Source organism: Burkholderia perseverans (assembly GCF_022870505.1).
In the GTDB taxonomy this organism is placed as follows: Bacteria; Pseudomonadota; Gammaproteobacteria; order Burkholderiales; family Burkholderiaceae; genus Burkholderia; species Burkholderia plantarii.
This window is the reverse complement of the sequence record NZ_CP045094.1, coordinates 243,972-256,960: the sequence shown is the minus strand read 5'-3', so window position 1 is coordinate 256,960 and position 12,989 is coordinate 243,972. Positions and strand designations below refer to the sequence as shown.

Here is a 12,989-nt window from a genome sequence, read left to right as displayed (position 1 = left end):
AGCCCGCGCTCAGCGTCCCGCGCGGCGCGCGGCCACCTCGCCCAGCACCGCGAAGTCGCGCTCGCCGTCGCCATGCGCGATCGCGTCGATCAGGTTGTCGCGCAGCACGCTGCCGACCGGCATCGGCACCGACACCGCGTCGGCCGCCTCGAGCGCAAGCCGCACGTCCTTGAGCCCGAGCCGCGCCTTGAACATGGCCGGCTCGTAGCGGCGCTCGGCGATCATCGTGCCGTAGCCCTGGTAGACCGGCCCCGGCAGGATGCTGTTGGTGATCACGTCGATGTAGTCGCTGACGGCCACGCCGTGCCCGGCCAGCATCGCGGCGGCCTCGCCCATCGTCTCGATCGCGGCGGCGATCGAGAAATTCGCCGCGAGCTTCACCGCGTTCGCGTGCTGCGGCAGCGAGCCGAGTCGCCAGGTCTTCTTGCCGATCACGTCGAAGACCGGCTGCACGCGGTCGATCGCCTCGGCCGGACCGGCCGCGACGATCGTCAGCTGCCCCAGCGCGGCCACGTTCGGGCGCCCGAGCACCGGCGCCGCCACGTAGTGCAGGCCGCGTTCGGCATGCGCATGCGCGAGCGTCTCGGCCAGCGCGACCGAAATGGTCGCCATGTTCACGTGGATCAGACCGCGCGGCGCCTGCTCGAGCAGCCCCGCGTCGAACACGCCGCGCACGGCCGCGTCGTCGGCCAGCATCGACAGCACCAGGTCGCCGGCGAAGGCGTCCTCGATCGTGGCCGCCTGCTGCGCGCCCAACGCGACGAGCGGCGCGACCTTCTCCGGCGAGCGGTTCCAGACCCGCACGCGGTGGCCCGCCTTCAGCAGGTTCGCGGCGATCGCGCTGCCCATTTCGCCGAGCCCGACAAATCCGATATCCATCCGTTCGCTCCTCGTTTCCTCAAGCGGGGAAGTAAAGCACAGCTGCGTGATCTTTGCCCGGTCGGGCGAAATCGGACAACGCCGGCCGCCACCATGAAAAAAGTCCCGCCGCGCGAGCGGACGGGACTTCGTCGGGCGAGGCCGGCCGCAGCCGGCGGGCGCCGCTTACTGGAACAGCTTCAGCGCCTGGGCGAGCGTGTTGAACACGCCCCACACCAGCGGAATCAGCACGTAGAGCCAGAACACCACGAGCAGGCCCTTGTTGGTCGGGTGCTCGCTGCCGCCGCTGCGGGTCGAGAGTTCGGTCATCACGGTCTCCTTATTTGCCGGCCGCGAGCTGCGCGTCGGTCATGTAGTGTTGATCGGCCACGCGCCGGACCAGCAGGTTGCAGAAGAAGCCCACCACCAGCAGCACCGCCATCAGGTGAACCGTCATCGTGTAGGCGTCGGCCTTCGCCACGCCATGGCCCACCTGGTACGCGCGGATGTAGTTGACCAGCACCGGGCCGGCCACGCCGGCCGCGGCCCAGGCCGTCAGCAGGCGGCCGTGGATGCCGCCCACGAACGCGGTGCCGAACATGTCGGCGAGGTAGGCCGGCACGGTCGAGAAGCCGCCGCCGTACATCGACAGGATCACGCCGTAGGCCAGCACGAACAGCGCGATGTGGCCGCCCGCCGCGAACTGCGGCACGCAGTAGTAGAGCACCGCGCCGAGCACGAAGAAGATGAAATAGGTGTTCTTGCGGCCCACCCAGTCCGACGCCGACGCCCACACGAAGCGCCCGCCCATGTTGAACAGCGACAGCAGGCCGACGAAGCCGGCGGCCGCCGCGGCCGACACGGTGTCCTTGAAGCTCTCCTGGATCATCACCGAAGCCTGGCCGAGAATGCCGATGCCGGCCGTCACGTTCAGGAACAGCACCAGCCAGATCAGGTAGAACTGCGGCGTCTTCAGCGCCTGGTCGATGTGGACGTGGCGCGAGGTGATCATCTTGTTGGTCGACTGCGCCGGCGGCTCCCAGCCGGCCGGCTTCCAGCCCGGCGCCGGCACGCGGATCGCGAACGCGCCGATCGTCATCGAGATGAAGTAGGCGATGCCGAGCACCACGAAGGTTTCGGCCACGCCCACGCTGGTCGCGCTCTTGAAGTGGTTCATCAGCGCCACCGACAGCGGCGCGGCGATCATCGCGCCGCCGCCGAAGCCCATGATCGCCATGCCGGTCGCCATGCCGCGGCGATCCGGGAACCAGCGGATCAGCGTCGAGACCGGCGACACGTAGCCGAGCCCGAGGCCGATCCCGCCGATCACGCCGTAGCCGAGATAGAGCAGCCAGATCTGGTGCAGCCAGACGCCGAACGCCGCCACGATGAAGCCGCCGCCGAAGCAGCAGGCGGCCGTCAGCATGGTGCGGCGCGGACCGACGCGCTCGAGCCACTTGCCGGCGAACGCCGCCGACAGCCCGAGGAACACGATCGCGAGCGAGAAGATCCAGCCGAGCGTGGTGAGCGTCCAGTCGCCGGCGGCCGACGACGTGATACCGATCACCTTCGTGAGCGGACCGTTGAACACGGAGAACGCATAAGCCTGCCCGATGCAGAGGTGGACCGCGAGCGCCGCGGGCGGCACCATCCATCGCGAGAACCCCGGACGGGCGATCGTCGCTTCCTTGGACAGGAAGGACGGGGTGCCCGCGCTACCGGCGGGCTCGATGACACTACTCATGGTCGTCTCCGTTGCAAATCTTGTTGTGGCCTGCGCGTGCCTTCGCGCCGGATGGTCTCGGCATAGGAATTACTGATTCATATTGTTGAACACCCGGAATGCGCTGCCCCGATTCCGGCGTGCCATTCCGAACGATAGGCATGCCGAAATGCATACGCAATATGAGATATTCAGACATAAGGGAATGCCCAAGCGTAAGCCGCGCCATTGTTTTGCGAGATACGCGAAAGACACGTTTCGGGGGCGGATCGGACGGCCGGGCGCGAACTTCCGATGCGCTTACGTTCGCCCGACAAAAGCGGCGCATCCTACGCGAGACGCCGCGCAAACACAATTTTTAACATCCTCGACCCACCACGCTTGTTAGCCTGCCCGACATCGTTGGCCGACGGCCGCTTCGGGGCGCCGGCCGGCGATGCGTTGACGGACCCGCACCCGAGAATGAAGCCATTGATGAATGCACCGAAACGAATCGCGGCCTGTGCGCTGCTCGCCGGCACGGCCGCCGTGCTGGCCGGCTGCGGCAGCAGCAGCGACGGCCCGCGCCCGCTCGCCCAATCCCAGGCCGCCGCGATCGGCGCGCCGCCGGGCGCGATGATCTACGTGTCGTCCGCGCTGGCGGCGCCCCAGATCGAGCGATGCCTGTCCAGCCGCCTGTCGCGCTCGCGCGTCAACCGGCAGGGCGCCGTTGCGACGGTACTGGTCGGCCCGCACTCCGAGGCCGACGACTGGCGCATCACGCTCGAACGCAACGCCGCGGCCGGCACGACGATCGCCGTCTACCCGCCGCGCAGCGGCGACGGCGAGCCCGACGAGGCGACGCTGCGCTTCCACCTCGCGCGCTGCTCGGTCTGAACGCGCGGCGTTCGCTGCCTGCGGCACAGGTCGCGACGCACAGTACTTGCCCCCCAGGCGGCTGTGGACAGGCGCCGTGCGCGCGGCGCCACCGCCGCCCGCCTGCCGCAAAACCGCTGCGGGCTTTTCCCGTGCAGCCTACAATGCATTCCCGGCGGCTGGGAAAACCCGCGTACCCCGACCGGGCCGCGCGGTGGCAGCCGTGCGGCCCCGCGAGCAAGCGGCGCCGCCGCGACTGTGCGAGGCGACCGGTGGGTCCGCGGGCGCACGGCGCGCAAGCCGCCAGCCCGACGCGACGACGCTTTCGCATCCGGCTCGGCGGCGCCCGCGTATATCGGGCATCGATCCACCGGCCACCGGCATCCGTCCCGATCCTCCCGGCCGCATCCACCTGCCCCGCCCTCCGTGCCTGGAGCCGGGCACACGGATGCAGCGGCCCGGCGCCGTCGCGGAGATCGGCAGGCTGCCCGCCGGGGCCGGCAACGCATTGCGCATTCTGAAGGAAACCACGCATGGAACTGGAACCGGCCGGCGCGCCGAACCATCGGCCCGAAGAGTCGGGCAGCGGCCCGCAGGGCGACGACGCCGTGCTCGAGGCGGCGCGGCGCGCGTTGCCCACCCACACCGCGACATCCGATACGGCGGTGGTCCTGCTCGTCGACGATCAGCCGATCGTGCGCGAGGCGGTGCGCCAGGCGCTGGCCGGCGAGACCGGCATCGAGTTGCGCTACTGCCAGCACGCGGCGCAGGCGCTCGACACGGCGCGCCAGACCAGGCCGACGCTGATCCTGCAGGATCTCGTGATGCCCGAGATCGACGGCCTCACGCTCGTGCAGCAGTACCGCCGCACGCCGGAGCTGCGCGACGTGCCGATCATCGTGCTGTCCGCCAAGGAGGAGCCGCGCATCAAGCAGGCCGCCTTCGAGATCGGCGCGAACGACTACCTGATCAAGCTGCCCGACCGTGTCGAGCTGGTCGCGCGGATCCGCTACCACTCGCGCGCCTACGTGAACCTGCTGCAGCTGAACACCGCGTACCGCGCGCTGCGGCAGTCGCAGGAGGAGCTGCTGGTCGCGAATCGCGAACTCGAACGGCTCTCGCAATCGGACGGCCTCACCTCGCTGCCGAACCGGCGCTATCTCGATACCTATCTCGACGGGGAATGGCGCAAGAGCCTGCGCGAGGGCGCCGAGCTGTCGATGCTGATGATCGACGTCGACCGCTTCAAGCAGTACAACGACACCTACGGCCACGTGGCCGGCGACGACGTGCTGCGGCAGGTGGGCGCCGCGCTGCAGCGCTGCATGAGCCGGCCCGGCGATCTCGCCGCGCGCTTCGGCGGCGAGGAGTTCGGCGTCGTGCTGCCCGGCACGCCGGCCGGCGGCGCGCGCCTGGTGGCCGAGAAGATCCGCCTCGAGGTGGCCGCCATGCAGGTGCCGCATACGGGCGGCGCGGCCGACGGCATCGTCACGGTCAGCATCGGCGGCGCCTGCACGATCGCCACGCCGGGCGGATCGACCACGGCGCTGATCGAGGCTGCCGACGCCGCGCTGTATCAGGCCAAGCGCGGCGGACGCAACCGCGCCGTGATCTCGGCCTGAGCCGGGCCGGCGCGCCGCCAGCCGCGCGCGGCGTGGAGGGCGGGCCGCGAACGGCCACCGGCTGAGCGGATGCGGCCGAGGCGGCCGACGTGACGCTCGCCGGCCACGCCACCGGACCGCCGAACCGCTCCGGCAGCACGCGCGCCGTACCGTGGTGCGTCATGCCGCGGCCAGCTTGCGCCGCAGCGCGATCACGGCCGCCGGCATGCGCGGCCCGAAGCCGAGCAGGAACAGCGAGTCGAGCGACACCACGCGCGCGGCACGGCCGGCCGGCGTCAGCGAGAACCCGGCCGTGGCCAGCAGGCGCGCCGGACCGCCGACCGCCTGCAAGGTGTCGTCGGTGGTCAGCACCACGTCGGGCTGCGCGGCCACCAGCGCCTCCGAGGTCAGCACCTTGTAGCCGTCGGCGTCGCCGATCACGTTCGTCACGCCGGCGTAGCGCAGCATCGCGTCGGCCCCCGTATGCCGGCCCGCCACCATCGGCTGGCGTCCCACCGGATCCATCACGAACAGCACGCGCAGCGGCGGCGGAGCCGCGGTGGCCATCGCGCGCGCCCAGTCGCGGTCGAACTTCACGGCCAGCGTGCGGCCCGCCGCCTGCGCGCCGAGCGCCGCCGCCATGCCGGTGATCTTGTCGCGCGTCGAGGACGGGTCGTGCCGCTCGGCGAACAGCTCGACCCGCACGCCCGCCTGCCGCACCTGATCGAGCGCCGTGGGCGGCCCCGCCTCCGCCGAGGCCAGCACGAGGTCGGGACGCAGCGCGAGCAGGCTTTCGGCCGACACCGTGCGCTGGTAGCCGATCTTCGGCAGCGCGCGCACCGCCGGCGGGAACGTGCAGGTCGTATCGGTGCCGACCAGCCGGCCCTCGCAGCCGAGCGCGTAGACGATCTCGCCGAGCGCCCCGCCGATCACGACGACGCGCCCCGGCGGGACCGCGGCCGGCGCGCCTGCCGCCGTGCTCGCCGACGCACCGCCGGGATTCGTCGACGCCGCCGCCGCGCGAAGGCCCCAGGCGGCCCCCGTCACGCCGAGCACGAGCGCGGTCGATTCGCGCAGCCAGCGGCGCCGGCCGGCGTCGGACGGATCGCGGCTCATGCCGGCACCTCCTCGCGCAGGTCGGCCGCCGGCGCGAGCCGCGCCACCGCGGCACGCCAGCCTTCGAGTTCGGGCACGCCGGGCCGGCGCGCGCCGAACAGCATCGCGATGGTCTCGCCGCGCGCGTCGAACAGTTCGATCGAAGTGACCACGCCGTCGCGGGTCGGCTTGCGCACGGCCCAGGCGCTGTCGACCAGGTCGGCGCGCAGGTGCAGGTTGAACGCCGGATCCATCACGTTGAGCCACGGCCCCATCGGCACCACCTTGCGGATCGGCCCGGTATGGATCTGGATCATCCCGGCGCTGCCGACGAATACCATGATCGGCAGGCCGCTCGCGGCCACGTCACCGAGCAGGGCAGCCGTCGCGCCGGCCGCGAGCGGCAACGCGCGCGAAGTGCCGGCGAGCCGCATCGCCTGCAGCCGCGCCGTGCCGAAGCGGCGCAGCATGCCGAAGAATTCGTGGGTGTCCTGCATCGCGTCCCACGCCGCGCGCAGGCCGGCCACGTCGATCGCCGCGTCGTCGCGGCGGGCGGCCGGCGCCGCGGCCGGCTCGACCGCGAGCCCGGCCACCTGCGGCCGCGCCGCGTGGCTCGCCACCAGCGCGTCGAACGCGGCCTGATCGCTGTCCTCGCGCAGGTAGACCTTGGTGATCGCCGTGCCGTGCGCGTCGAAGAACTGCAGGCTCCGGCGCTCGCCGTCGCCGGCCGCCTCGCGCACCGCGAAGCCCGAAGCCCATTTCGCGTAGAAGATCCGCAGGTCGATCGCCTCGCCGAGCGCGAGTCCGATCGTGCCGTCGTGGCTCATGTTCTCGAAGCGGCCGATCTTCTCGTGGACCGCCGCCTCGTTGCGCGTCAGCGTCATCACGTTGCCGAGCCGCGGGAGCGCCTCGTAGAGCTCGACGAAGCGCGCGTCGAGCCGCACCACGCGCTCGCCGACGAACGCCGCCAGCGCCTCGCCTTCGCTCACACCGAGCGCGGCGGCCGCATCGCGATGGCGCAGCCTGCGCTCGGTGCGCAGCCGGGTGAAATCGCGCCGCAGCGCGGCCAGCGCGGCCGCGTCGCGCCGCGGCGCCAGGGTGGATGGAGTTGCCATGATGTCGTCCTTGGAAACGGGATGCGCGGCGCCGCACCGGTGGCGCCGCCGGCCGATCAGAAATCGATCTTCATCCCGACGTTGAAATTGCGACCCGGTGCCGTCAGCGCGGCGATCTTCGCGTCGCCGTCGCTGTCACGGATGCCCCGCACGTCGTTCCAGACCCAGTACTTGCGGTCGAACAGGTTGTCGATGCCGGCCGTCACGCTGACGTGGCGCGAGACCTTGTAGCCCGCGTGCAGGTCGAGGATCGTGTACGACGGCGTCGAGAAGAAGGTCGGGTCCGACATGTCGGACTTGTGCTTGCGCGAGTTGTAGGTCAGGTCGACGCCGGCGAACCAGCGCTCGCCGCCCGTGTAGCGCACGCCGAGCACGACCGCGAGCGGCGGCACGGTGTCGAGCCCGGTGGTCACGCCGTCGCGCGTCTCGGTGCCCTTGATGTAGGCGAGGCCGCCCTTCAGTTCGAGGCTGTCGTTGACGAGCCAGTCCGCCTTCGCCTCGATGCCGCGAATCGAGGCCTTCGAGAAGTTCACGTACTGCACCGTGTACGGATCGGTCGCCGAGGTGACGCTGCCGCCCACCACGCGCGTGTCGATGAAGTCGCTGTAGCGGCCGGCGAAGCCGGCGAGGCTGTAGCTGACGTGGCCGGCGCCGATGCCGACCTTGCCGCGCAGGCCGAGCTCGAAGGTGTTGCTGGTTTCGGGCTTCAGGTTCGGATTGCCGACCTGCTGGTAGAACAGGCCATACGCGCCGGCCGGGTTGTAGTAGCTGTTCACCTGGTACGCCGACGGCGCGCGGAAGCCGCGCGCGTACTGCACGTAGGGCACGAAGGCCGGCGTCAGCTCGTAGAGCAGCGCGAGGCGCGGCGACACCGCGTTGCCGGTGAGCCCGGTGGTCGGCTTGGTCGAAGCCGAGGTGGCGCTCGCGTAGGTCGCATCGGGATGCGGCGTCATGCTGAAATAGTCGAAGCGCACGCCGGGCAGCACGCTGAGCCGGCGCCAGCGGATGTCGTCCTGCAGGAACGCGCCGAACGCCGTCTGCGAGGTCTTCGGAAACACCTCCGGATACCCGTCGCCGCCCGCCACCCACTCGCCCGCCGCCGAACTCGCGGTGCTGAAATGCGACTGGCTCAGGTCGAAGCCGTAGGTCAGCCGGTGCTTCAGCGCGCCGGTGGCGAACTGGCTGTCGGCCACGAGATTGCCGCCGACGATGGTGTCGCGGTAGTCGTTCACGCGCGTGCGGCTGGCCGTGGCGCCCGCCGCGCCGATCCCGCCGATGTCGAGCGTCTGGTGCGTCTGTGCATTTCGGTAGTACACCGAAGCATGAAGCTGCTGAAAATATGGATTCGTGTCGTCGCGGTGATCGTAGTCGAGCTTCACGCGATTGCTCTGCACGTCGTTGCCGGTCACGTAGCGGTCCGCCGCGTAGCTTGGCCGGCTGCCCCAGGTGTAGGCGCCGCCGAGCTGCGACAGGCCATCGCTGAGATTGCTGTTGTTGAGCGTTGCGGCGGTCAGTTTCAGCGTGTCCTCGCGCGTGAGCCGGAACACGATCTTGCCGAGCGCGTTGCGATTGTTGTAGGTGAGCGGATCGGGCTTCGAGCGCGCCGCGCCGAGCCCGCCAGCATCACCGCGATTGTCGGTTTCATGGCCGTGGCGCCCGCTCAGCGCGATCATCCCCTGCACGCGCTCGCCGCCGAACGCGGCCGTCGCCGTCGAGCCCCAACTGCGATCGGTTGAATCGTAGCCGCCCTTCAGCGAGAAATAGGTCTTCTTGTGATAGATCGCGAGCAGGTCCTTCGGGTCCTTCGTCACGAAGTTGACGGCGCCCGTCAGGCCGTCGCTGCCGTACAGCACCGAAGTCGGGCCGCGCAGCACCTCGATGCGCTCGTAGAGATCCGTGTTCAGGTAGTCGCCGCGGCCGGCCGCGCCCGAGCCGAACTCGAACGACTGCGGCAGCGGAATGCCGTCCTCGAGCATCAGCACGCGGTTGCCTTCGAGCCCGCGGATATTGATCCCCTCGTTGCCGCCGCGCCCCGCCCCGCTGGCGACGCCCGACGGGCGGTAGGCCTGGCGCCGCACCTCGACGCCGGGCTCGTAGCGCAGCGCGTCCTTGACGTCCTTCGCGTTGTCGTCGTCGATGTCGTCGCTCGTGATCACCGACACCGACGCCGCCATCCGGTTCACGCGCGTGGCGCCGAGCCGGTTCGCGGTGACCGACACCGCCTTCAGCGTCTCCTCGCGGCGCAAGGCCGACTCGCGCGGCACGGCCGCCTCGCTGGCCGCGGTCTCGGCCAGCGCGACCGAGCAGGTATTGGCCAGCATCGCCGGCACCACGTACCGGACGAAACAATGTTTGAACTGCATCGACGACTCCCCCGTAGCATGTTGATGCCGATCGCCCCGGTGCCGGGACGGATGATTCGGGGGGATTGTAACTTGTAAACGAGAATCATTTCTATTTGCATTGACCAGATTCCCGATTGCCGCGTGGACGGGATGCGCTCAGGTTTCGTCCGGAGCCGCGACGTTGAGAATGTGTCTCTGGTAGATCTCGGGAATCCGCGCCAGCACCAGCGCCTTGCCGAGGATCCCGGCGTCCTGCGTGACGCGCGTCAGCAGCTCGGGCGTGACCTGCGCGAGCGCCGGCACCGATCGCGTCGCGTAGCTGAGATGCCATGGCTCCGGATACATGCCGCCCTGATCCCGCCGGTACGGCCGGAAGAAGCCGAAGCGCGCGGCGTGCTCGTCGAGCCAGCCGTGCAGGCGCGAGAAAATGCCGCCGGGGCGCACCTCTTCCGGCAACAGTTTCGGCAGGTAGCCGGGCGGCATCGCGGCGCCGTCGACGACGTCGATCTCGGTGCCCCACTGGTGCCGGCTGCCGCCCGGCAGCGCCGACCAGTTCAGGATGCAGTCGATGATCTGCGCTTCCGAGAGCGCCGCGAAATCGCGGGGCCGGCCGTCAATGTCGTAGAGCGGCGCCCGGCCGCTGAACTTCGCGTTCCAGATGCGCAGCTGCATGCGGTAATCGCGGAAGCTGCTGTACGGCAGCAGGTCGATGCCGGCGCCGCGCGCCGCCTCGCGCATCGCGAGGAACGCTTCGGCCGCTTCGGGCTGGGCCGCGAAACGCGGCGCATCGTACTGGACGACATGCGTGCGGGCGCGTCCGGTCAGCTCCCGTTCGTCGAGTAGGCGTGTCATGGGGAAGACGGGTGTGGGGCAGCCGCCAGCATAACCGCTGCCGCGCTCGCGCGGTCGCGTGCCAGGCGAGACCGGCATCGACTCAGCTCCCTGAATTCCGGTTAGATGTTGCGCGCCATCGCTGGATTCTCCCATCTTCCGGCGAACGGCATGATTCGTCCCATGCCAACGCGAGGCGGGCCAAGCCGAACACGGCGAACCTGTCGACGATCCACCGATCGCCGTGCGCTGGCGCTCCGAATGGACCGTTCCGGCTCGCCGAGCGCGACCGGCCGGCTACCAGTAGTTAGTCATCCAGATTTTTTTCAAACGAGGAGATCCACCATGAAACTGAACGGCAAGATTGCCTTCATCACCGGCGGTACCACCGGCATCGGCCTTGAAACCGCGAAGCTGTTCCGTGCCGAAGGCGCGAAGCTCGCGATCGTCGGCGCGAACGCACAACGCCTGGCCGCGGCCGGCCGTGAACTCGGCGGCGAGGCGCTGCTGCTGCAGGCCGACCTGCGCCGGGTCGACGAGATCGAGCGGGCCGTGGCGGCCACGCGCGAGAAGTTCGGCCGCATCGACGTGGTGTTCGCGAACGCCGGCGCCGGCACGGTCGCGCCGCTCGAGGCGATCACGCCGGCCTATCTCGACGACGCCGTCGCGCTGAACTTCAGCGGCACGTTCTTCACGATCCAGAAGGCTGCGCCGCTGATCCCGGCGGGCGGCAGCATCATCGTCACGACCTCGTTCCTGAACGCGGTCGGCAAGCCGGGGCTGTCGATCCTCGCGGCGCTGAAGGCCGCCTCGCGTTCGCTGGTGCGCACGCTCGGCGCCGAACTCGCGCCGCGCGGCATCCGTGTCAACGCGATCAGCCCGGGCGCGATCTCGACGCCGTTCTACGGGAAGATGGGGCTCAGCGACGCGCAGCTGTCGGACGTCGCGGCGGGCCTGCAGCAGCAGATCGCGCTGCGGCGCTTCGGCGAGCCGGCCGAGGTGGCGAAAACGGCGCTGTTCCTCGCGAGCGACGATGCCTCGTACACGACCGGAACCGAACTGGCGGTGGACGGCGGCCTCACGCAGTTCTGACGCGGCCGGCTGGCGGACAGTACGGTGGCGGCCCGTGATGCAGGTTCGCGGCCGCCGATGCAGGTTCGCGGCCGCCAAAAGCAAAAAGGGTTACAGGCGAACCTGTAACCCTTCGAATTCGTTGGTGGAGAGGAGGAGGATCGAACTCCCGACCTTCGCATTGCGAACGCGACGCTCTCCCAGCTGAGCTACCCCCCCAACATCTTGACGATCATACACAACCTGCATCCGGGATGGCAAGCCACTGCGGGAAAGTTTTTACGACCCCGGCAGCGGCATCAAGGATTCGCGAAAGCGCCGGCTCAGTTCGATGGCGCGCCCGCCAGCACCCATTTGACGACCGACTTGATGTCGGCGTCGCTCATGCCGGGATGAGCCGGCATCGGAATCACGCCCCACACGCCCGAGCCACCGTCGCGAATCTTCTTCGCGAGCTTGTCCGCGGCGGCCGGATCGTTCTTGTAGCGTGCGGCCACGTCCTTGAACGACGGCCCGACCAGCTTGTGGTCGACTGCGTGGCAGCCCATGCAGGCGTTGCCGCGCGCCACGCGCAGGCCGTCGTCGGCGGCCCGCGCGGCCGGCGCGGCCAGCACCGCGGCGCCGATGGCCGCCGTCACGGCAAGCGCGACGAGGCGCCGGCCACCCAGCCGTCCGATACGCGCGCTCATTGGCCACCCGCCTTCGCGTTGCCCGGATGGACGTTCGGCGAGCTCGACACCGGCGCCGGCGACTGCAGCGGCGCCGAGGTCACGCTCGAGTCGGGCACGGCACCGACGGTCGGCCCGACGTCCACGGCCGGCGCCGGTTGCGCGGCACCGGCGTCGCTGACCGGCGCGCTCGAGGTGGCGAGGCCCGGCGCCTCCATCGGCTTGATGTACTGGAACACCTTCACGACCTGCGCGACGCCGGGCACGCGGCTCGCCACGTCTGCACCGATGTTGCCCTCGTCGACCGTCACCAGCCCGAGCAGATAGATGCTGCCGCGCTCGCATACCACCTTGAAGTTGTTCGCCGAAATGCCCTTCTCGGCGATCAGCGCGGTCTTCACGCGGCCTTCGAGATACGAGTCGTTGGTGCGGTCCGTCAGCGAACTGGCCGGCGCGACCGCGAGCTCGTTGACGATCGCGTTGACGTTGTTGATCGCGCGGACGATCTCCTCGGCGCGCGGCTTCGACGCGTCGTTCGGCACCTCGCCCGTCAGCAGCACGCGGCGGTTGAAGACCGTCACGTTCACATGCGCTTCGTCGGGCAGGCCGCTCTTGATCTGCGAGGCCGCCTTGACCTGGATCTCGCGATCCTCGGTCTGCGCGCCCAGCGTGCGACGATCAGTTGCAATCAGGGCGCCGCCTCCCGCGGCCGCGCCGGCGAAGGCCAGCACGCAGCCCTGCAGCGTGGCGGCAAGGCCCGCCGACAGCGCGATCACCAGCGTGGTTCTCACAAGCGCGGGTCCGACGCGGCTCGTATTCATCGACAG

12 protein-coding genes and 1 tRNA gene are annotated in these 12,989 nt (G+C 70.0%); 3 read left to right on the top strand and 10 right to left on the bottom strand.

Going from position 1 to position 12,989, the window contains the following annotated elements; translation table 11 throughout:
• Window positions 1–9: 9 nt before the first annotated feature.
• The 3 genes from BpN12_RS15620 to BpN12_RS15610 form a co-directional block, all read right to left on the bottom strand.
• The gene (locus BpN12_RS15620; protein ID WP_246796476.1) at window positions 10–879 is read right to left on the bottom strand and encodes an NAD(P)-dependent oxidoreductase; all 870 of its coding nucleotides are present in this window, start codon (window positions 877–879) and stop codon (window positions 10–12) included.
• Between the two features lie 165 nt (window positions 880–1,044).
• Entirely contained in the window at window positions 1,045–1,188 is a 144-nt protein-coding gene (locus BpN12_RS15615) for an MFS transporter small subunit (RefSeq protein ID WP_042623602.1), read from the bottom strand.
• A gap of 10 nt (window positions 1,189–1,198) precedes the next feature.
• Window positions 1,199–2,602 carry an L-lactate MFS transporter gene (locus BpN12_RS15610; RefSeq protein WP_246796475.1) on the bottom strand — a complete coding sequence of 468 codons (1,404 nt, stop codon included), beginning with the start codon at window positions 2,600–2,602 and terminating at the stop codon, window positions 1,199–1,201.
• A gap of 453 nt (window positions 2,603–3,055) precedes the next feature.
• On the opposite strand from BpN12_RS15610, the gene BpN12_RS15605 reads away from it, so the two are divergent.
• Complete coding sequence (locus BpN12_RS15605) at window positions 3,056–3,457, top strand: hypothetical protein (RefSeq protein WP_246796474.1); 402 nt, start codon at window positions 3,056–3,058, stop codon at window positions 3,455–3,457.
• 512 nt (window positions 3,458–3,969) lie between these two features.
• Window positions 3,970–5,058 carry a diguanylate cyclase domain-containing protein gene (locus tag BpN12_RS15600; RefSeq protein ID WP_246796473.1) on the top strand — a complete coding sequence of 363 codons (1,089 nt, stop codon included), beginning with the start codon at window positions 3,970–3,972 and terminating at the stop codon, window positions 5,056–5,058.
• A gap of 159 nt (window positions 5,059–5,217) precedes the next feature.
• Here the strand turns inward: BpN12_RS15600 and BpN12_RS15595 are convergent, their stop codons facing one another.
• The 4 genes from BpN12_RS15595 to BpN12_RS15580 all read right to left on the bottom strand — a co-directional run bounded on the left by BpN12_RS15595 (window position 5,218) and on the right by BpN12_RS15580 (window position 10,444).
• Window positions 5,218–6,153 (bottom strand): heme/hemin ABC transporter substrate-binding protein, encoded by a 936-nt coding sequence (locus BpN12_RS15595; RefSeq protein ID WP_246796472.1) that lies wholly within the window; start codon window positions 6,151–6,153, stop codon window positions 5,218–5,220.
• Window positions 6,150–7,247, bottom strand: a complete 1,098-nt coding sequence (locus BpN12_RS15590; RefSeq protein ID WP_246796471.1) for a hemin-degrading factor — start codon at window positions 7,245–7,247, stop codon at window positions 6,150–6,152. Before BpN12_RS15590 ends, BpN12_RS15595 begins: the two co-directional genes overlap by 4 nt.
• Before the next feature lie 56 nt (window positions 7,248–7,303).
• Window positions 7,304–9,610 carry a TonB-dependent hemoglobin/transferrin/lactoferrin family receptor gene (locus tag BpN12_RS15585; protein WP_246796470.1) on the bottom strand — a complete coding sequence of 769 codons (2,307 nt, stop codon included), beginning with the start codon at window positions 9,608–9,610 and terminating at the stop codon, window positions 7,304–7,306.
• A gap of 138 nt (window positions 9,611–9,748) precedes the next feature.
• The gene (locus BpN12_RS15580; RefSeq protein WP_246796469.1) at window positions 9,749–10,444 is read right to left on the bottom strand and encodes a M15 family metallopeptidase; all 696 of its coding nucleotides are present in this window, start codon (window positions 10,442–10,444) and stop codon (window positions 9,749–9,751) included.
• Between the two features lie 324 nt (window positions 10,445–10,768).
• Here BpN12_RS15580 and BpN12_RS15575 point away from each other — a divergent pair, with 324 nt between their 5' ends.
• Window positions 10,769–11,515, top strand: coding sequence for an SDR family oxidoreductase (locus tag BpN12_RS15575; protein ID WP_246796468.1), 747 nt, complete (start codon window positions 10,769–10,771; stop codon window positions 11,513–11,515).
• A 122-nt stretch (window positions 11,516–11,637) separates the two neighbouring features.
• Here BpN12_RS15575 and BpN12_RS15570 read toward each other — a convergent pair.
• The 3 genes from BpN12_RS15570 to BpN12_RS15560 form a co-directional block, all read right to left on the bottom strand.
• Window positions 11,638–11,713: transfer RNA gene (locus BpN12_RS15570), tRNA-Ala, on the bottom strand.
• Window positions 11,714–11,817: 104 nt separating this feature from the next.
• Window positions 11,818–12,183 (bottom strand): c-type cytochrome, encoded by a 366-nt coding sequence (locus tag BpN12_RS15565; protein ID WP_246796467.1) that lies wholly within the window; start codon window positions 12,181–12,183, stop codon window positions 11,818–11,820.
• On the bottom strand, window positions 12,180–12,983 hold the full coding sequence (locus BpN12_RS15560) for a BON domain-containing protein (protein WP_246796466.1): 804 nt from the start codon (window positions 12,981–12,983) through the stop codon (window positions 12,180–12,182). Before BpN12_RS15560 ends, BpN12_RS15565 begins: the two co-directional genes overlap by 4 nt.
• Between the last annotated feature and the right edge of the window lie 6 nt (window positions 12,984–12,989).